At 72.4% G+C, this 18,416-nt stretch carries 13 protein-coding genes; 7 read left to right on the forward strand and 6 right to left on the reverse strand.

Features of this window, described 5'->3' with window-relative positions:
• Positions 1–106 precede the first annotated feature (106 nt).
• The 3 genes from D7X12_RS07680 to D7X12_RS07690 all read left to right on the forward strand — a co-directional run bounded on the left by D7X12_RS07680 (position 107) and on the right by D7X12_RS07690 (position 7,524).
• Positions 107–1,942: a sigma 54-interacting transcriptional regulator gene (locus D7X12_RS07680; protein ID WP_208718873.1), complete on the forward strand. Its 1,836-nt coding sequence runs from the start codon at positions 107–109 to the stop codon at positions 1,940–1,942.
• Positions 1,939–5,886: an nSTAND1 domain-containing NTPase gene (locus tag D7X12_RS07685; protein WP_120624606.1), complete on the forward strand. Its 3,948-nt coding sequence runs from the start codon at positions 1,939–1,941 to the stop codon at positions 5,884–5,886. The genes D7X12_RS07680 and D7X12_RS07685 overlap by 4 nt, the downstream gene beginning before the upstream one ends.
• 180 nt (positions 5,887–6,066) lie before the next feature.
• The gene (locus D7X12_RS07690; protein WP_244224422.1) at positions 6,067–7,524 is read left to right on the forward strand and encodes an ADYC domain-containing protein; all 1,458 of its coding nucleotides are present in this window, start codon (positions 6,067–6,069) and stop codon (positions 7,522–7,524) included.
• Positions 7,525–7,548: 24 nt separating this feature from the next.
• On the opposite strand, the gene D7X12_RS07695 is transcribed toward D7X12_RS07690, so the two are convergent.
• Positions 7,549–8,013 (reverse strand): GyrI-like domain-containing protein, encoded by a 465-nt coding sequence (locus D7X12_RS07695; RefSeq protein ID WP_120624608.1) that lies wholly within the window; start codon positions 8,011–8,013, stop codon positions 7,549–7,551.
• A 15-nt stretch (positions 8,014–8,028) separates the two neighbouring features.
• Positions 8,029–9,048, reverse strand: a complete 1,020-nt coding sequence (locus tag D7X12_RS07700) for an AraC family transcriptional regulator (protein WP_120624609.1) — start codon at positions 9,046–9,048, stop codon at positions 8,029–8,031.
• Positions 9,049–9,207: 159 nt separating this feature from the next.
• Between D7X12_RS07700 and D7X12_RS07705 the strand changes: the two genes are divergently transcribed.
• The 3 genes from D7X12_RS07705 (at position 9,208) to D7X12_RS07715 (ending at position 11,910) form a co-directional block, all read left to right on the forward strand.
• Positions 9,208–10,083, forward strand: a complete 876-nt coding sequence (locus tag D7X12_RS07705; RefSeq protein WP_244224423.1) for an NmrA family NAD(P)-binding protein — start codon at positions 9,208–9,210, stop codon at positions 10,081–10,083.
• A 45-nt stretch (positions 10,084–10,128) separates the two neighbouring features.
• Positions 10,129–10,899, forward strand: coding sequence for a trans-aconitate 2-methyltransferase (gene tam, locus D7X12_RS07710; RefSeq protein ID WP_120624611.1), 771 nt, complete (start codon positions 10,129–10,131; stop codon positions 10,897–10,899).
• A gap of 108 nt (positions 10,900–11,007) precedes the next feature.
• Positions 11,008–11,910, forward strand: a complete 903-nt coding sequence (locus D7X12_RS07715) for a hypothetical protein (RefSeq protein WP_147443565.1) — start codon at positions 11,008–11,010, stop codon at positions 11,908–11,910.
• On the opposite strand, the gene D7X12_RS07720 is transcribed toward D7X12_RS07715, so the two are convergent.
• Positions 11,907–12,806 carry an FAM151A/B family protein gene (locus tag D7X12_RS07720; protein WP_147443566.1) on the reverse strand — a complete coding sequence of 300 codons (900 nt, stop codon included), beginning with the start codon at positions 12,804–12,806 and terminating at the stop codon, positions 11,907–11,909. The genes D7X12_RS07715 and D7X12_RS07720 overlap by 4 nt on opposite strands.
• A gap of 157 nt (positions 12,807–12,963) precedes the next feature.
• Here D7X12_RS07720 and D7X12_RS07725 point away from each other — a divergent pair, with 157 nt between their 5' ends.
• A complete protein-coding gene (locus D7X12_RS07725) occupies positions 12,964–15,600 on the forward strand; it encodes a carboxypeptidase regulatory-like domain-containing protein (RefSeq protein WP_120624614.1) in 2,637 nt (878 codons plus the stop codon).
• A gap of 9 nt (positions 15,601–15,609) precedes the next feature.
• Here D7X12_RS07725 and D7X12_RS07730 read toward each other — a convergent pair whose 3' ends face one another.
• Genes D7X12_RS07730 through D7X12_RS07740 form a run of 3 tightly spaced genes read right to left on the reverse strand, consistent with a single transcriptional unit; the run spans position 15,610 to position 18,412 of the window.
• Positions 15,610–16,308, reverse strand: coding sequence for a S8 family serine peptidase (locus tag D7X12_RS07730; RefSeq protein WP_120624615.1), 699 nt, complete (start codon positions 16,306–16,308; stop codon positions 15,610–15,612).
• Positions 16,305–16,589: a hypothetical protein gene (locus D7X12_RS07735; protein WP_120624616.1), complete on the reverse strand. Its 285-nt coding sequence runs from the start codon at positions 16,587–16,589 to the stop codon at positions 16,305–16,307. Before D7X12_RS07735 ends, D7X12_RS07730 begins: the two co-directional genes overlap by 4 nt.
• 23 nt (positions 16,590–16,612) lie before the next feature.
• Positions 16,613–18,412 (reverse strand): peptidase domain-containing ABC transporter, encoded by a 1,800-nt coding sequence (locus D7X12_RS07740; RefSeq protein ID WP_147443567.1) that lies wholly within the window; start codon positions 18,410–18,412, stop codon positions 16,613–16,615.
• Positions 18,413–18,416 lie beyond the last annotated feature (4 nt).

The following is an 18,416-nucleotide window of genomic DNA, read 5'->3' on the forward strand; positions in this document are numbered from 1 at the left end:
CCCTGTGCGCGTCCATCCCCTGCTGGGGCTTCGGGGAGGAAGTGCCTCCAGCCCACCGCCGGGCTGTCCCCCCCGGCGTGAACGTGACAGCATGGGAGGTCGTCTGATGTCCTCCCCCGTCCCCAACGCCCGTGACACGCGTCCTCTCGGAATGGGAGGGGCGGAGCCTCCAGACGCCGGTGCCGCCTACCTGCTGGTGATGGAAGGCGACTCCTCGTGGCGGTTCTCCCTGCCCGCCGAGGGCACGGTGCTGGTGGGCCGGGATGCGCCGGCGGACCTGCTCCTGAGGGATGAGAGCGTCTCCCGCCGGCATGCGCGCATCCTCGTCACGGAGGAGGGGGCGCGCGTGGTGGACCTGGGCAGCCACAACGGGACGCTCGTGAACGGCCGTCCGGTGGAGGGGGCACATCTGCTCTTGTCCGGAGACGTGCTGTCCTTCGGCGCGGTGCTGGCGGTGGTGCGCGCCCGCGTGCGCCCCGTGGCGGCCCGGCGCACGCTGGAGTCCGAGCGGTTGATGGCGCACCTGCGCGAGGAGGTGGACCGCGCGCTGCGCTACAGCCGACCGCTGTCGGTGCTGGTGCTGGCGCTGCCGGAGCCCCTCACCGGAGGCCGGGACGCGGTGGAGGCGCTGCTGACGGCGGAAGCGGAGCCGGCGGAGGCGATGGGGTGGCTGGATGCCGCCCACCTGCTGTGCGTGCTGCCGGAGGTGTCCAGCGAGCCGGGAGAGGACGGGCTCGGCGAGCGCGTGGAGGCGCTGCTGGCGGCGTACCCCCAGGCCCGGCTGGGCACCGCGGCCTGTCCCACGGACGGCTGTGACGCGGACACGCTGGTGGCCGTCGCTCGCACGGCGGCGCAGGTGGCGAAGCCGGGGCGTGCGGCGGCCGCGGCGGACGGGGCGACGCGGCTGGATCTGGCCGGGCGCATGGTGCTGGTGGCGGACCCCGCCATGTCCCAGCTCTACGCCCTGCTGCGCCGGCTGGCGGCCAGCGAGCTGCCGGTGCTGGTGTGTGGCGAGACGGGCGTGGGCAAGGAGAACGCGGCCTTCGCGGTGCACCACTGGTCGCGTCGCAGCGCCGGGCCATTCATCGCCGTGAACTGCGCCGCGCTCCCGGAAGGGCTCGTGGAGAGCGAGCTGTTCGGCAACGAGAAGGGGGCCTTCACCGGCGCCACCACGTCGCGCGCGGGCCTGCTGGAGAGCGCGCAGGGCGGCACCGTCTTCCTCGACGAGGTGGGCGAGCTGCCCCTGTCCGCGCAGGCGAAGCTGCTGCGTGCGCTGGAGGTGCGGCGCATCACCCGCGTGGGCGATACGCGCGAGCGGCCCATCGACCTGCGGGTGGTGGCCGCCACGCACCGCGACCTGGAGGCGGAGGTGGTGGCCGGGCGGTTCCGGCAGGACCTGTACTTCCGCCTGGGCGCGGCCACGGTGTTGCTGCCTCCGCTGCGGGAGCGGCCCCGGGAGGTACCCCTGCTCGCGCGCGACTTCCTGGCCCGTGCCTGTCAGGCGCTCGGCCGGACGGAGCTGGTGTTGGCGTCGGACACGTTGCAGGCGCTGTCGCGCGATGCGTGGCCCGGCAACGTGCGGGAGCTGCGCAACCTCATGGACTTCGTCGCCGCGGCCGTGGTGGGGGACGTGGTGGATCCGCACCACCTTCCTCCGCGCATGCAGGGGCGCAAGGGGGGCGCGACCGTGGCCAGGACGGAGGTCGCGCAGGAGAGTTCTTCGCCGGTGCTCGACGCGGAGGCTCCGGGCTCACGGTTGCCATTGGCGCAGGAGCTGCGGGAGCTGGAGCGCCGCCGCATGATGGAGGCGTTGGACGCGGAGGACGGCGTGCAGACGCGGGCCGCGGCGCGCATCGGCATGCCCATCCGGACGTTCTCGTTCAAGTTGAAGCAGCTCGGCGTGCAGGTCCGCCCCGGACGTCGGGGACCCACGCCCGAATGAGCCTTCCTCCCGGGCCGCGGCTGGAACCTCCTCGCGAGTTCGAGGAGTACCGATTGCTGCGCCCCCTGGGGCAAGGGGCCATGGGGCGGGTGTTCCTGGCGCACGACACGCTGTTGGATCGGCAGGTGGCGGTGAAGTTCATCGCCACGCCCTCGGGCGGGCTGCCGGACGCGACAGCCCGTGCGCGCTTCTTCCAGGAGGCGCGCGCCATCGCCCGGCTCCAGCACCCGAACGTGGTGGCCATCCACCGCGTGGGCGAGGTGCGCGGCCAGCCGTATCTCGTGTCGGAGCTGATCCGGGGCGAGTCGCTCGACCGGCTGTCTCGGCCCGTGGAAGGGGGACAGGTGCTGCGGCTTGGCATCGACCTGGCGCGAGGGCTTGCCGCAGCCCACCGGAGGGGCATCCTCCACCGCGACCTCAAGCCCGCCAACGCCGTGCTGTCGGAGGACGGCGAGGTGAAGCTGCTCGACTTCGGGCTCGCCGAGTGGAGCGTGGGGACGGAGCCCGCGGGGCCGCCGGAGATACTGCCGGAGATACTGGATGGGGCGTCCGTTGCCGGCACGGCGCGAGCCACCGCGGACGTCCGCCCGGTGGCCGCGGCGGCTGACACACGACCTCCTCACGTCGTGGCAGGGGCCCGCGCGACGCAAGACCTCCGGCCACGGCCCACCACGTCCTCCGCGCCCGGTGACGTGGAGCGCGCGCACGTCGGCGCCCGTGCAACCCGTGGCCATGACACTCCTGTTCCGGAGCACGTCGCGCTCGCGGGCACGCCGCTCTATCTGGCTCCGGAGCTCTGGCGCGGTGAAGCCGCGAGCCGCGCGAGTGACGTGTACGCGATGGGCGTGCTGCTCTACGAGCTGTGCGCGGGTGTCGCGCCCCACGAGGCTGTGCCCCTGGCGGACCTGGGCCGCGCGGTACGGGAGCAGCCTCCTCGTCCGCTCGCCGAGGTCGCGCCCTCGCTTCCTCCCGGGCTGGCCTCCGTGGTGGACCGGTGCCTGGCCGCGAACCCGGCCCACCGCTTCGCCTCCGGCGATGCGCTGCGGGAGGCCCTGGAAGCGCTGAGCCTCCCCGACCGTGCGGGCGCGCTGCCCACCGGCAATCCCTACCGCGGGCTCCAGCCCTTCGAGGCCGCGCACCGCGGTGTCTTCTTCGGCCGCGAGAGCGAAGTGCGCGAGGTGCTGGACCGCCTGCGGGGCGATGCCTTCGTCCTGCTCGCGGGGGACTCCGGCGTGGGCAAGTCGTCGCTGTGCCGCGCTGGCGTGCTGCCCGCCCTCGCCGCCGGAGCGGAGCCCGGGGAGCGCGGATCGTCTTGGGCCGTCGTCTCCTGCACGCCGGGCCGGCGCCCGCTGGAATCGCTGGTGGAGGCCCTGGCCCCGCTGCTCGACACGTCCGCGGAAGCCCTGCTCATCGCCGTGGAGACCGAGGAGAGCGGTGCCCTGGCGCGCGCCCTGCGCCGCCGTCCATCGAGCGCGCCCCAGGTGCTCCTCTTCGTGGATCAGCTCGAGGAACTCGTCACCTTCTCGGAGCCCGCCCAGGCGGCGCGTCTCTCGGAAGAGCTGGCCCTCGTGGTGCGCCGCGCTCCCCGGACGCGGGTGCTGGCCACCGCGCGCAGCGATTGTCTCACCCGGCTGGTGGCGCTGCCCGGCCTGGGCGAAGAGGTGCCCCGCGCGCTGCACCTGCTGCGGGCCCTGTCGGAGCAGGGGCTGCGCGAAGCGGTGGTCGGCCCGGCGCGCGCGCTCGGCGTGCGCTTCGAGTCGGCGGAGCTGGAGCAGTCGCTCGTCACCGCCGCGGCGCGCACGGACGGAGGCCTGCCGCTGTTGCAGTTCACGCTCGCCGCGCTCTGGGACGCCCGTGACCGGGAGCGGGCCCTCATCCCCGCCTCCGCGCTGGAGACCCTGGGCGGCGTCGAAGGCGCGCTGGCCCGTCACGCGGACGCGGTGGTCGCGCGGCTGCGGCCGGAGCAGCGCCCCCGCGCGCGTGAGCTGTTCCTGGAGCTCGTCACCCCTGAGGGCACGCGCCTGCGCCGCACCGTCACGGAGCTGCTGCGCGGCCCGGACGATGGCGCGGGCCGCGCGGTGCTGGAGGGGCTGGTCCAGGGCCGGCTCCTCACCGCGGGCGAGGCCGAGGGCGGCGAAGCCAGCTACACGCTCGCCCACGAAAGCCTGCTCACCGGCTGGGACACGCTGCGCGGGTGGATGGGCGAGGACGAACAACGGCGCGCCGTCCGTCACCGCCTGGAGCGCGCCGCCACCGAGTGGCAACGCCTGGGCCGACCCGTGGAGCTGCTCTACGCAGGGCCGCAGCTCGCCGAGGCCCACCACGCGGGGGCGCGGCCCGGAAGGTCGCAGGAGGCGGACTTCCTCGCCCGCTCGCGGCAGGTCGCCCGCCGTCGCCGCGCCGTGCGTTGGACGGGCGCCGTCGCGGTGCCCTTGGCCCTGCTGGGCGCGGTGGGCGTCACGCGCCTGCAGGCGAGGGCACAGCTGGAGGCGCGCATCACCCGCCAGCTCGCCGAGGCCCGAAGCCACGCCGACACCGCGCGCACGCAGGACGCGGAGGCGGAGCGGCTGCGCAAGGAGGCCTTCGCGCACTTCGACGCGCCCGGGCGCTCGAACCGGGAGGCCGCGGAGGGGGTCTGGTCCCGCGCCCTGGAGGTCGAGCGAAATGGGGAGGCGGACGCGCTGCGCGCCCTGGCCTCGCTGGAGACCGCGTGGGGCCTGGCCCCCGGCCGTGCCACCGTGAGGGACCACCTGGTGGACCTGCTCGCTTCGCGCGTGTCGCGAGCCACGCTCCACCAGCAGCCCGAGGTGCGCGAACAGTGGCTGACGCGCCTCGCCGCCTACGACGTCTCCGGGGCGCTCAGGGCAGGGCTGTCCGCGCCCGCGCGCATCCACCTCGTGGCCTCGGCGCCGGGGACGCGGGTGCGCCTGCTCGGCCCGGGACCGGAGGACGCGGCGTTGCCGGGACGCGAGCTGGGCACCGCGCCCCTGCGCGAGGCGGAGGTGCCTCCGGGCTCACACGTGCTCGTGTTGGAGGCCCCGGGCCACGCCCCCGTGCGCGCGCCCGTGATGTTGCGTCCCGGTGAAGTCCTCGCGTTGGACCTGAAGCTGCCGCCGTCTTCCGCGGTCCCCGAGGGCTTCGTCTACGTGCCGCCCGGCCGCTTCCTCCAGGGCGCATCGGAGAGTGAATACCTGCGACGGGCCTTCTTCTACGCGCCGCCCCTGCACGAGGTGGAGACGGGCGCCTACCTCATCGCCCGGCACGAGGTGACGTTCGGCGACTACATCGCCTTCCTCGCATCCCTGCCCGCGAAGGAGCGCTCCGAGCGCCGGCCCGGCAACCGCCACCGCATCACCGTGGTGGACCTGGTCGAGGAGCAGGACGGTCGCTGGCGTCTGGAGTTGAGCCCGGCCTCCGCGCACTACAGCGCGAAGGAAGGCGAGCCCGTGCGCTACGGGAAGCGCAACCGGCGCGCGGTGCAGGACTGGCGGCGCTTCCCCGTGTCCGCCATCTCCTACGACGACGCGCTGGCGTACGTGGCGTGGCTGGACCGCACCGGACGCGTGCCCGGCGCGCGCCTGTGCACGGAGCGCGAGTGGGAGCGCGCGGCCCGGGGCGCGGATGGACGCCGCTACCCTGGCGGTGACTGGCTGGGGCCGGACGACGCCAACGTCGACCTGACCTACGGCCGCGAACCCCTGGGCTTCGGCCCGGACGAGGTGGGCAGCCACCCGCGCTCGCGCAGCCCCTTCGGCGTGGACGACCTTGCCGGCAACGTCTGGGAGTGGACCCGCTCGGATGTGGTCCCCGACCAGCCCTCCGCGCAGGGCGGGAGCTGGTATCAGAGCGACCTGACCGCGCACGCCGCGAACCGGGACGTGGTGGAGCGCACCCTGCGCGAAGCGCTCCTGGGCCTGCGCGTCTGCGCGACGCCGCGCTTCTGACGAAGCACCCCCGCCCCACGGCAGCCCTTGCCAGCCCCCGGCAAGACTTGCCGGCCGGTCCTGCCAGCAAAGGCCCCCGCGGCGCTCGCCGGGCCTCCCTTCACGTCGTGAAGGCCGGGGGCGGGTCCTGGCACGCCGGCTGCTCTAGCGTCCTCCAACTCCATGAACGAGGTGCATCCCGTGAAGCTCGCTCCCCGCTTGTTCCCAGCGTGTCTCTCCGTCTGGTTCCTCGTCGCCTGCGGTGTCTCCGCTCCAGGGGATGACCTGCCGGAACCGCGGCTGACGACCCAGGACTTCGCCGACGGCAGTGACGGCTACCACTCGCAGGGCACGCTGCTGCACGGCACCTCCTACCTGGCCGCGTACCACGCGAACGCCACGGTGTTCTTCGGCGGTCGGCACCGGAGCGCGACCTCGCGGCTGGTCCGGGGGGAAATCGTCGCGGACATGCCGCTCCAGGTGGACGGCACCACCGCCAGCCTCCTGGCGTGCACGTCGTCGGACGGACAGGGCGCCACCCGCGCGTGTGGCCTGGTGGTGGAGGGGCAGGGCACCTGCACGCCGGGCACGTCGGTGACGTTGACCAGCGGTGGCAGCTGTCACCGCAACATCCCCGGGGCCTGCGCGGGCTCGCCGGTGATGCGGGTCTGCTCGGGCGAACAGCCCTGCGAGCACCAGGGCACGGGCTACCTTGTCACGGGAGCGCCGATGTGCGGCTTCTCCGCGTGCCCCTCCGCCGTCTTCACCTGCCCGGCCAGCGGCATCTACACCGTGCTCGCCGGAGCCTCCGCGCCGGGGGCCCCCTGGGGCCTGGACCTGGTCAGCAGCGTGGGCGTCTTCCCCGCGACGACCCGGGAGCTGCGCGCGGAGAAGCTCGTGGGCGCCCGGCTGCGGACGAACGACGGCACCAGCACGGGCCCGCTGCTGGAGGTGTCGGAGGTCACCAACGCCTCCACCGTCCCCATCACGGAGTCCCCGGGCACGTGGGACCCGAGCGGCAACACCTTCCTGTACTCGGTGAAGGTGCTGAACTCGGACTTCCAGCCGCTGGGCACGCTGTGTGGAAGCAACCCGGATCCGCACGCGGGCCCGGGCCTGGCCGTGCCGGTGCGAGGGCTCTACGACCTCCTGGGCAACCGCACGGAGAGCACCGCCGCCTTCACGTTCGGCTGTGATTACGCGGTCATCGCCAAGTGCTACCGCTGGGGCTACAAGCCCTGGCTGGACGGGGCACAGGACGGGCCCACGACGAAGGCGCACTGGAGCTGCACCCGCATGGCGCGCGCCGACTACTGCGGCAACGGCACCTCGTACACGCGTGACGGCACCCCCATCCGCCTGTGGGACGATCTGTATCCCACCATCAACGCGCCTCCCGCCAACCCCATCCCTCCGGCGGGGGTGGAGTTCGAGGCGGGGTGGAAGCCCACCGGCCCCGCGTGTCTGAGCCACTGGCGTTGGAAGTCATTGGACGCGAGCTGCACCAGCCTGTCCTGGCCCATCTATGACAGCACCGGGAAGGTCACCAACGACTGCCGTGACTTCCCGGAGGATGGCTGCGCGCCCATCTGCGACGACGCGAAGGAGGCCGCCCTGCTCTATGGCGCGAACGTCTTCAACGAGTCCTCCAGCCACTGACCCGACGGGGGGGCGGCGCGGAGCTCAGTCGAGCAGTTGTCGGCTGAACTCCGTGCGCCACAGCTTCGGGTCGGCGCCGGACTCCGGGCCCGCGACATAGACCTCCCAGAAGTCCTGGCCCGTCTTGAGGCCCTGGGCCTGGACCCAGGCATTGAACTCGCCCCAGGCGGCCCCCATGCCCTCATAGGGGCCCTGGTAGACGGTGCGAACCACCTTCATGACGGGCCACAGGCCGGGCCGGACGCGCCCCTTGGTCTGGACCGGCGCCGTGACGGGGACGCTGATCTCGAAGTCGAACACCTGCGGGTCGGTGCGCCGGTGGTGCGTGAACCAGGGGCCCGCGGGGGCGATGCCCTGGGCGGCCACCGTGGCCATCAATTCAGAGATGCCCGGGCCCATGACGGTCCGGATCTCGTTCCGGGCCACGGTCACGGGGATGACCGCGGTGAGCTGGGCAACGGTCTGGACGATGCGAGGGGTCTCAATCATGGGGCTGCTCCTCTGTCATTCCTGAAGGGCGTTGTAACCCGGGGCCCTGACCTTCTCCAGGCTGCCGGGGAGCACCCATTCGTGGGCCTCCGCGTCACGGCGGAACGCGCCGGGTGCGACGCCGAGACAGCGCTTGAACGCCCGGCTGAAGGCCGCCTCGGACTGGTAGCCCAGGCGGCTGGCCACGTCCGCCAGCCCGGCGTCTTCTTCCCGCAGCATCGACGCCGCGACCTGCATGCGCCAGTGCACCAGGTACTGCATCGCGGGCATCCCGACGCGCTGGGTGAAGCGCGCCGCGAAGGCGGAGCGTGACATGGCCGCCTCCTTCGCCAACGCCGCCAGCGTCCAGTCGCGCGCGGGGTCGCGGTGGATGAGGACGAGCGCGCGTCCCACCTGCGGATCCTGGAGCGCGCCGAGCCAGCCCGTCCTCGCCTCCGGCGCGTGCGCGAGCCAGGCGCGGATGGTCTGGATGACCAGGATGTCCGCCAGCCGGGTGACGACGGTCTCCCCACCGGGCCGGAGCGCCTCGGCCTCCGCCGCCATGAACCGGATGGTGCCGTGCAGCCACTCGGGGTTCGGCGCGTTGGAGGCGGCGACGCGGATGACCTCGGGCAGCAGGCCGACGAAGTGGCGCGCGGTCGGATGATCGAAGCGGACCGCGCCGCAGACCATCTTCGTCGCGGCGCCGGTGCCGCCGTGGCGCAGGATTTCGTAGCGGTCGCTGACGGCCTCGCGCGGCAGGTCGAACAGCGGGGCGGGCGTGGCGCCGGGTTCGCTCACCAGTTGGTGGCAGCTGCCCTGACGCACCAGCGCGAGGTCGCCGGGCTGGAGCAGGATGCGGTCGTGGCCCTCGACCTCGAGCCAGCACTGCCCCGACGTCACGACGTGGAACATCATGCACTCGGGGATGGCCGGCAGCGCGAGCCCGAAGGGCGCGGAGAGCTCCGAGCTGCAGCAGAACGCCCCGCGCATGCGCAGCAGGTGCAGCGCCTCTCCGAGCGGATCCACCGAGCGCCAGACGTCCCGTTCATCCATGCCGGTGAGTGTGGAGGACGCGGGCGCACAGCGTCCAGCGGGCTGGACGTTCGGGCATGAATCCTGGACCTGCTGTCATTGAGAGACACAGGCGACGCGCGGATATTGGACGGCATGCAAGTCACCCAATCACAGGGAGGTCGCGGAATGATTGCCGTCATGGGAGCCACCGGTCGCACCGGCAAGAAGGTCGTCGAGGGGCTGTTGCGCGCGGGTGAGAAGGTGCGCGCCATCGGACGTTCGGAGGCGTCGCTGGCCAATCTGGCCCGCGCGGGGGCGGAGGTCCGGGTCGGGGACTCCAGCGACGCGGGCTTCCTGACGGAGGCCTTCCGGGGCGCCAGCGCGGCCTACACCCTGTTGCCGTATGACCCGCGGGCGGCGGGCTACCGTGCGCAGCAGGCGCGGATGGGTGAGGCCGTCACCACCGCCATCCGGGAGAGCGGCGTGGGCCACGTCGTCGCGCTCAGCAGCGTGGGCGCGGACCGGGGGGTGGGCACGGGCCCCATCGACAGCATGCACGACCAGGAGGTGCGGCTGCGCAAGCTCACGGGGGTGAACGTGCTGGCGCTGCGGCCGGGTTCGTTCTTCGAGAACTTCTTCGACGTGCTGCCGGTCATCCGTCACCAGGGCCTCAACGCGGACGTCGTGGAGCCCGGGCGCCCCGTCCCGATGGTGGGGACGCGCGACATCGCCGACGCGGCCGTGGCGGCGCTGCGCGCGCGGGACTGGAAGGGCTTCGTGGTGCGCGAGCTGCTGGGGCCGCGTGACCTTACCTACGACGAGGCCACGCGCATCCTCGGGGAGCGCATCGGTCAGCCGGAGCTGCCGTATGTGAGGCTTCCCCCGGACGAGATGGCGGGGGCGCTCGTCCAGGGCGGCTTCTCCGAGGACATGGCGCGCCTCTACGTGGAGCTGGCCGAGGCCCTCAACGAAGGGCGCGTCCGCTCGGTGGAAGGACGCACGCCCGCGAACACCACGCCCACGCGCTTCGAGGACTTCGCCGACGAGCTGGCCCGCGCCTACGCGGCGATGTGAGGCGTCCTGGACGGCCCGCGGGGGGATGGAGGAGGCTCGCGTCCCATGAGCTGGTCCGCGTCGCAGTACACCCGCTTCGAGGATGAGCGGAACCGCCCCATCCAGGATCTGCTCGCGCGGATCCCCACGACGCAGGTGGGGACCGCGGTGGATATCGGCTGCGGGCCCGGCAACTCCACGGAGCTGCTGCGCCTGCGCTTTCCCAAGGCTGTCATCACCGGGATGGATGGTTCAGCGGACATGATTGAAGCCGCGCGCAAGCGGCTGCCGGACGTCCAGTTCGACATCGCTGACATCGCCACCTGGCGCCACCCCGGCCCCTTCGACGTCATCCTGGCGAACGCCGTGCTGCAGTGGGTGCCGGACCATGCCTCGCTGCTGCCGGCGCTCCTGGACAGGCTGGCGGCAGGAGGAAGCCTGGCCGTGCAGATGCCAGACAACCTGGATGAGCCCGCGCATCGCTTGATGCGTGAGCTTGCAGAAGACAGCGCGTGGTCCGCGAGGATGACGGGCGCCTTGAGCGCGCGCGTCCCCCGCCATGGCGCGGAGTGGTACTACCGGACGCTGCGCGATGCCGGCGCCACGGTGGACCTCTGGCGCACGACCTATTTCCACCCGCTGGCCGGGGGCGCGGCGGCGGTGGTGGAGTGGTTCAAGGGCTCGGGCCTTCGTCCCTTCCTGGAACCCCTCGACGAGACCGAGCGGGCGGACTTCCTCGCCCGGTATCAGGCGGCGCTGGCCCAGGCCCATCCAACGCTGCCTGATGGCACGGTGCTGTTGCCCTTCCCCCGGCTGTTCTTCGTCGCGACCCGCTGAGCAACGGAAAGTGGCGCGGGAGTTTCACCGTGACAGTGAATTCAGCTCGCGGTGGCGGCGCGTGGTTTCCGTGCTTCGTCGCCGTGGCGTCGACTAGCGTCACGCCGCATGAACACCCGCCTTGCCTGCTTGTTCCTCACGACCTGCATCGCTGTCTCCAGCGCGGAGGCGAAGCCGTACCGCGCCATGGTGACGCGCACCGCGACCACCACGAAGAGCGGCAACCTGGAGCTGGGCCTGCGCTACCAGGGCTTCTTCGCGCTGGACCTGGACGAGTCACAGCCCTACCAGCAGGTCTCCCCGAGCCTGCGCTTCGGCATCACCGACAACCTGGAGGCGAACCTCTACCTGGAGCTGCTCGCGCTGGGGCTCCCCGGTGACGAGGATTTCAAGGTCGCCTTCGGTGACATCCCGCTGGGATTGCAGTGGACGTTCCTGGAGACGAGCCAGGCGGCGCTGGCGGCGTACGGGCGTGTCACGCTGCCCACGGGCCCCAGCGACGAGGACGGCATCATCCCCAGCCTGTCCGACGGCACCTGGGACTGGGAGGGCACGCTCGTGGGCGAGCTGCGCGCGAGCAAGGACCTGCGCTTCATGCTCAACGCCGGCTACTTCCACCAGGGCACGCGAGACCGGGACCCCCGGCCCGACTTCGACGTCCCGGACGCAGTGCAGCTCGCGGTGGCGGGCACGTACAACCTGGACAAGTTCACGATGCTGGGGCTGGAGGTGGTGAGCCGCTTCTACTTCGAGGACGTCATCACCCCGGTCTGGCGGGACAATGCCAACCAGGTGGAGATCCTCCCGGTGGTGCGTCACGAGGCGTTCCCCGGGCTGGTGCTGGAGGCCGTGGCGGGCATCGCCGTCACCGAGAACCTGCGGGAGATCTACCAGTTCCGCCTGCTGCTCGGTGCCACCTACGAGTTCGACATGGCCTCCGGGCCGAAGCTGCCCAAGAGCCGGGATGAGCTCCGGCCGCCCGCCCGGCCCGCGCCCAAGCGCCGCCGCTAGAAGAGGGAGTCCAGGCCGGTCTTGACCCAGTTCTTCACGGCGTCGGCCTTGTCGCCCCAGCTGTTCCCGTGGGGTCCGGCGATGTCCACCATGCCGTTGACGCCGCGCTCGCGCAGGTCCTCGCCGGCCTTCACGGGATCCTTCGCCTCGCCCCACACGGAGACCGTGCCGGCGGGGAGGAAGGTCTGGATGGCCTCGTCGGTCAGCTTGTCGTGGCGCACCACGAAGGTGGCCGGTCCGCCCAGCTCCCGGGCCAGCGCGACCATCTTCGCCGCGTCGCCCGCCTTCACCTCTCCGCTGGTGGGCGGGTTGATGGCGAGGATGGCGTTCGGGAAGCGCTCGCGGATCTCCGGGCCCCACTTCTTCATGTCGTCGAAGCTGAGGTTGAGCATCAGCCGCTCTTCGGGGATGCCGACCTTCTCCAACTCGTCGAGGACGGCCGGCATCTGGTCGCCCTCCTTGATGTCCAGCTTGAGCCCGCGTCCGGACTCCTTCCCCATCGTCAGCCACTCGTGGAGGGTGAGGTTGTCCCCGTCCTCGTGACCCGAGTCGTGACGCATCTCCGGGGTGTCGCTGTTGATCTCCTTGCGGACGTCGCCCTCGAACCAGTTGGCGCCGCTGTCCAGCGCGGCCTGGAACTGTTCCTTGGTGTTGGTGCGGTGCGCGTTGCGCGCCTCGGAGAGCGGGAGGTCGCCGGTCCAGGTCGTCCCCACGGGACAGGCCGGGCCGGAGGCGCGCACGGCCGGGGTGGACTGGTAGCTGTCCACCCGGGAGTGGCCGGTGGGCGCGGCGGGCGCTGGAGCGACAGCCTTCGCGGCGGGCGACACTGGCTTGACGGTCGGCCTGGGGAGCGGGACGACCGGGGGGCGGATGCGACCGCCTTGTTCATAGGGCAAGGTGTGACCTCCAATTCGCATTATCGGCGCGAGGTCCCGGAAAGGTGTTTGTGGAGGCCTTGTCGGCAAAGCGCTGCCGCGAGAATCCTCGCAGCGCTTACTCTTGAGTGACGCGGCCGAGCAGAACCCCTGGGCGGACCGCACAAGGACGACGGCCATGCGCAGGCGGCTCATCGTGGTGGTGGCGGTCCTGGTCGGGTGTGGCCTTGCGCTGTTCTGGGGTCTGCGCTCCGGCGGGCCGGAGGCCTCGGAGGACAGTGCTGGAGCCGCCCTGGTGACGCGGGAGGGCCCGGTGGGTGCTCCCGTGCCGCAGCGCTCCGGAGGCGCCGAGGGCGTGGGCAGTACGCCGCCCCTGGCGCGGGCTCCCAGCGAGGCGGAGGGCGTCCTGGACGTGGAGGTGCTCGCGGGTGGGCGGCCTTCGGTCGGAGCCCAGGTGCGGCTCTACTGGCAGGACGGATCCGGGGAGCGCGAGTGGCGACTGGCGGGCTCCGGTGTCGCGGATGCGAAGGGGCACGTCCGGCTGGCGTCCGGGCCCGGGAGCTACCTGGTGGCCGTGCGCGCCGAAGGTCAGGCGCCGCTGCTGCGTGACGTGGTGCGCCCCTACGGAGAGCTGAGCACCGCGCTGCGTGTGTCGCTGGAGCCCGGGCAGACGCTCACGGGCCGCACGGTGGTGCACGGAACGAATGAACCGCTGCCGCTCGTGGAGCTCGTGCTCACGGCGCACGCCCGCGAGCTGGCGCCCTGGCAGCGCGCCGAGGCCCCTGACGAGGAGCGCGTGTATGCGACGAGCGATGCGCGCGGGAACTTCCGCGTGGAGGGGCTCGCGCCTGGGGCCTACCTGCTGGAGGCGCGGGCGCTCGGGCACGCGCGCGCGGTGGAGAGCCGCCTGCGGATCCCCCTGGTGGGGCCGCTGACGGTGGCGCTCCGGGTGGCGGGCGTCATCGAGGGCTTCGTCGTGGACGCGAAGGGGCTCCCGGCCGCGGACGCCGAGGTGCAGGTGGGCGGCAGTCCGGCGCAGGTGGTGACGACGGGCGCGCAGGGAGGCTTCTCCGTCGAGGTGGAGCCCGGCGCCCACACCGTGTCCGCGCGGCGCGGCGAGGAGTCCGGCGCGCTCGACAAGCCCGTCATCTCCACCGCGGGCAGCACCGTGCGCGACGTGCGGATCCGACTGGGGCCCGGTGCGGTGCTGGAGGGCCGCGTGGTGGAGAAGTCCTCGGGAGGGCCGGTGGTGGGGGCCCGCGTCGACGTCAGCTTCGCGGAGGGCGATGGGGATTCTGGCTTCGCCCTGTCGGACGCGGAGGGACACTTCGTGGTGCGGGGGCTCGCTCCTGGCAGCTACGACGCGAGGGTGAGCGCTCCGGGCTACTCGCCCACGGCGCGCAACGGGCTGACGGTGGGGCAGGGTGAGCGCTTCCCCGTGGACCTCGTGCTTTCACGGACTGGCGCGGTGGAGGGCCAGGTGCGCGACAGCGCTGGAGCGCCGGTGGCGAACGCCCGGGTGTCGAGCGTCGACAACTGGAGCAATGGTGTGGAGAGCGCTCCGGTGCAGGCGCGCACCGACGCCGCGGGACACTACCGGCTCGAAGGGCTCTCCACCGGACGCATGTATCTCACCGCGCAGCGTGAGGACTCGACGGTGGGCGTCCGCCAACAGGTGGACGTGGGAGAGAACGGCACGGCCCGCGCGGACTTCACGCTGGAGGGCACGGGCATCGTGGAGGGCGTGGTGCGCGCGGTCCGGGGCTCGCTTCCCGAAGGGCCGTTGGAGGTGACGGCGCTCGCGGAGGGAACGACCACGTCCGGTATCCCGGACGTGGGCCGGGTGGGCGTCGGAGCGGGGGGAGGCTTCCGGATGTCTCTTCCGCCGGGCGGCTACACCCTGCTGCTCACGGCGCGCCACCGCTTCTCCTCGGGTGCGCAGCGGCAGGTCCGCGTGGAGGAGGGGAGGACGGTCCACGTCGAGTTCACCTGGGAGGACACGCAGGACGAGAACGAGTACCGCGGCAGCGTCCTCGAACCGGATGGCACGCCCTCGCCGGGGGCTGCCATTACGCTCACGGCCGCGGAGGGACGGGGCATCCCGCTGATGATGGGATCCGCGGATGAAGAGGGCCGCTTCGCCATCTCGCTTTCCCGGAAGGCGGTCCCCGCCACACGCCGCGTGATGTTGAGCGCGCGCAATGGCGGACGCTCGAGTGACGCGGTGCCTGTGAATGCGGAGCAGGAGGTGGTGGTGAAGCTGCGACCCTCGGCCTCCCTGCGAGGCAGGGTGGTGCGCGACGGTGAGCCCGTGCGGGGTTTCACCCTGGCCCTCCAGCTCCAGAAGGGCTTCCTTACGCAGGGACAGGGGCCGTGGGAGTTCGCGGGCGAGCGCTTCGAGCTGCGGGACGTGCCGGCTGAGCCCATCCGGGTGGTGGCGAGGACGGCGGACGGTTCCAGCGGTGAGGTTTCGGTCTCGCCCGGCGTGGGCGCGGCGCTCGAAGTGGACATCCCCCTGAAGGCTTCAGCGACCGTGCGGGGCCGGGTGCTGGACGCAGCCACGAAGGCACCGATTCCCGATGCGTTCATCTTCATCGAGGGCGAACCGAACACGCCGCTGGGCATTGAAGTGGATGCGGAGGGGCGCTTCACCATCAGCGGCGTGCGCGTGGGCGAGCGCGTCCTCATCGTCATGGGCGGCCCGTCCCAGGGGCGCGTGCGGCGTGTGCTGAAGGTGAAGGAGGGCGAGGTGATTGACGTAGGCGACGTGACGCTGGGGACGGTGCCGCCGCCTCCGGATCCGCCCGCCCCCTGAGGTCAGCGCTCAGCCGCGCCCGCGCCGCCAGCCTGGAGGGCAGCCGTCGCGCAGCACCTCGGCCACGGCCACCGCGCAGGCGAAGCTGGTCGTCATGGGGGCCTGCATCCAGTGGCCTCCCATGTAGAGCTTCACCTCGCGCTCCTGCACGACATGGTCGACCTTCACGTCGGGGTGGGCCTGCTCCATGAGCGCGGGGTCGCCCACCGACACCACCGACTCCAGCTGCGCGGGCAGCGTGGGCACTCCCCCCGCGGCGCAGGCGATGACCGCTCCTCGCGCCACCGCGCGGTCGATGACCTCACGCATCGGCGTCTCCAGCGCGCGCAGCGTCGTGCCCAGGCTCAGGTTGAGCAGGTCCACGCCCACCTCGTCGAGCATCCACCCCAGCGCCTCCACGAGGCACAGCGAGTGCCCGCGCACTCCCTGGTCGAGGACGCGCGCCACGTACAGCTCCACGTCCGGCCAGGGACGGACCTGGTCGTAGAGGATGCTCAGGATGGCCGTGCCGTGCCCGTGCGTGTCCTCCAGGTCCAGCGTGCTCGCGCCCGCCCGCCACGCCTCCAGCTCCGGGCGCTCGTAGGCGCGCGTCTCCAGCACCTGCGCGTCCAGGTCGAGCGTGAAGCACGCCGCCCCCGTGAGAGCAATCGCATGCTCGCGCAGGAAGGCCACCTCCACGCCGCTGTCGATGATGCCCACCTTCTTCACGGGGCGCCTCCAGGCCCCGGGGGCCTCCCGTGCCCGAACTGCCGGAACACATACGTCCCCAGCGACACGGACTCCCTGCGCGGCGGGTCCTCCCCCGGCACGAGCACGGTCAACTGGACGAGCGATCCCGCCAGCAGCATCGCCACGCAGAGCCCCGCGACGAGCAGGAGCGTGAGGGTGCCAATCCGCCGCACGACGAAGAGGCCCGGGTGCTCCGGGTCCTCCACCAGGGGCAGGCGCGCGGGGAGCGGCGGGGGAGGGCGTGGAGGCTCATGCGTCATGACAGGTCACTCCCAGCGCCGCGTCACGCGGCATCCGCCTCGCCCACGCCCGCGCGGTACAGCCGCTGATAGGGAGCACAGCGCGCGAGCAGCTCCGCATGCGGGCCCCGGCCCACGAGCCTGCCTCCCGCGAGCATCCACACCTCGTCGGCCAGCGTCGCGTTGACCAGCCGGTGGGTGATGAACAGCACCGTCTGGCCCCGCTCCCGGGCCCGCGCGAGCAGCGCGTGGACGATGGCCGCCTCGGTCTCCACGTCGAGCTGGGACGTCGCCTCGTCCAGCAGCAGCACGGGCGCATCGCGCAGCACCGCCCGGGCCAATGCCAGCCTTTGTCTCTGTCCTCCGGAGAGGCTCGCCCCCGCCTCCGCCACCGGCGTGTCGTAGCCCCGGGGCAGCGCGTCGATGACGGGCTCCAGCCCGCACAGCCGCACCGCGTCCCGCAGGTTCTCGTCGGACACGCCGGGAAGTCCCAGCGTGAGGTTCTCGCGCAGCGTGCCGTGGTACAGCTCCACGTCCTGCCACACCACGGCGAGCTGCCGGCGCAGCTCGGAGAGCTCCAGCGTCCGCGCGTCGTGCCCGTCGTACAGCACGCGCCCCCGGCCCGGCTCCTCCAGCCGCGTCAGCAGCCGCGCGAGCGTCGTCTTCCCCGAACCGCTCGCCCCGACGATGGTCACCACCGCCCCGGGCTCCACGCGAGCGCTCACCTCGCGCAGCACGTCCTGATCCGCCGCGTAGCCGAAGGACACACCCTCCAGCTCCACCCCGCCGCCCAGCCGCCGCGCCACCGGAGCCGGCAGCCGCAGCGAGCCGTTCGGATCCTGCTCCGGCGTCTCGTGCAGGTACTCGAAGAAGCGCCGCAGGTGCACCCCGCGCTGGTGCATGCTGGTGACGAAGGCGATGACCTCGATGACCGGCCCGCGCAGGTACGCGGCATAGGCCACGAAGGCCACGAACCCTCCGAGCGTCAGCTTCCCCTGGAGGATGAGCCGCCAGCCCAGCCACGTGAAGAGGGCCGTCTGGGCCGCCTCCACGGTGCGCTCGAACATCCGCAGCCGCCCCTCCACCCCATGCGCCCGCAGGTGCGCGCGCAGCACCGACCGCATCAGCCCCGCCGCGCGCTGATAGACGAAGGGCTCCAGCGCCAGCACCTTCGTCGTGCGGCTCTGTCGCAACGTCTCCACCTGCAAGGCATTGAGCGAGCCGTGCACGCCCATCACCTCCTGCCACGCGCTCCCCATGGCGCGCCCCATGACGAGCGGCACCGCCACCACGAAGGGCAGCGTGGCCAGCGCCGCCAGCGCCAGCTCCCAGTGGAGGGACGCCAGGGTGAAGGGAATGACAATCACGAAGGTGAGCTGCGAGAAGACGAGCCGCAAGAGGCCCAGCACCAGCGACATGCCGGCCTTCGCGTCCTCGAAGCGGCTGGTCAGCTCCCCCACCTGCCGCCGGGAGAAGAAGCGGTCCGGCAGGTGTTGCAGGTGGTTGAAGAGGTAGAGCGCGGCGGAGCTCTCCAGCTTGATGTTCAGGTAGGACGAGTAGTAGCCCAGCAGCGCGTCCGCCAGCGCCGCCGCCACCGACGCTGCGAAGATGCTGACCACCAGGACGTGGAGCAGCTCCAGGTCCCTCAGGGACGAGACGTGGTCGAACAGCAGCCGCGTGAGGAAGGGCGGAATCAGGCAGAGCAGGGTGATGACGGGGCCCAGCAGCGCGCCCCGGGCCAGCGACCCCCACGCGGGCCGCAACAGCCGCAGCAGCGCGAGCAGGTAGCGCGCGGACTGCCGCAGCCCCGGCGGGGCCTCCTGCATCGCGCCATTGGGTTCCATCACG

The sequence above is a fragment of the Corallococcus sicarius genome, from assembly GCF_003611735.1.
Classification (GTDB): Bacteria; Myxococcota; Myxococcia; order Myxococcales; family Myxococcaceae; genus Corallococcus; species Corallococcus sicarius.

Coding starts and splice junctions, on each gene's coding strand:
- D7X12_RS07680 (WP_208718873.1), top strand. CDS start 107: ATGTCCTCCCCCGTCCCCAACGCCCGTGACACGCGTCCTCTCGGAATG.
- D7X12_RS07685 (WP_120624606.1), top strand. CDS start 1,939: ATGAGCCTTCCTCCCGGGCCGCGGCTGGAACCTCCTCGCGAGTTCGAG.
- D7X12_RS07695 (WP_120624608.1), bottom strand. CDS start 8,013: ATGATTGAGACCCCTCGCATCGTCCAGACCGTTGCCCAGCTCACCGCG.
- D7X12_RS07700 (WP_120624609.1), bottom strand. CDS start 9,048: ATGGATGAACGGGACGTCTGGCGCTCGGTGGATCCGCTCGGAGAGGCG.
- D7X12_RS07705 (WP_244224423.1), top strand. CDS start 9,208: ATGGGAGCCACCGGTCGCACCGGCAAGAAGGTCGTCGAGGGGCTGTTG.
- tam (WP_120624611.1), top strand. CDS start 10,129: ATGAGCTGGTCCGCGTCGCAGTACACCCGCTTCGAGGATGAGCGGAAC.
- D7X12_RS07715 (WP_147443565.1), top strand. CDS start 11,008: ATGAACACCCGCCTTGCCTGCTTGTTCCTCACGACCTGCATCGCTGTC.
- D7X12_RS07725 (WP_120624614.1), top strand. CDS start 12,964: ATGCGCAGGCGGCTCATCGTGGTGGTGGCGGTCCTGGTCGGGTGTGGC.
- D7X12_RS07735 (WP_120624616.1), bottom strand. CDS start 16,589: ATGACGCATGAGCCTCCACGCCCTCCCCCGCCGCTCCCCGCGCGCCTG.
- D7X12_RS07740 (WP_147443567.1), bottom strand. CDS start 18,412: ATGGAACCCAATGGCGCGATGCAGGAGGCCCCGCCGGGGCTGCGGCAG.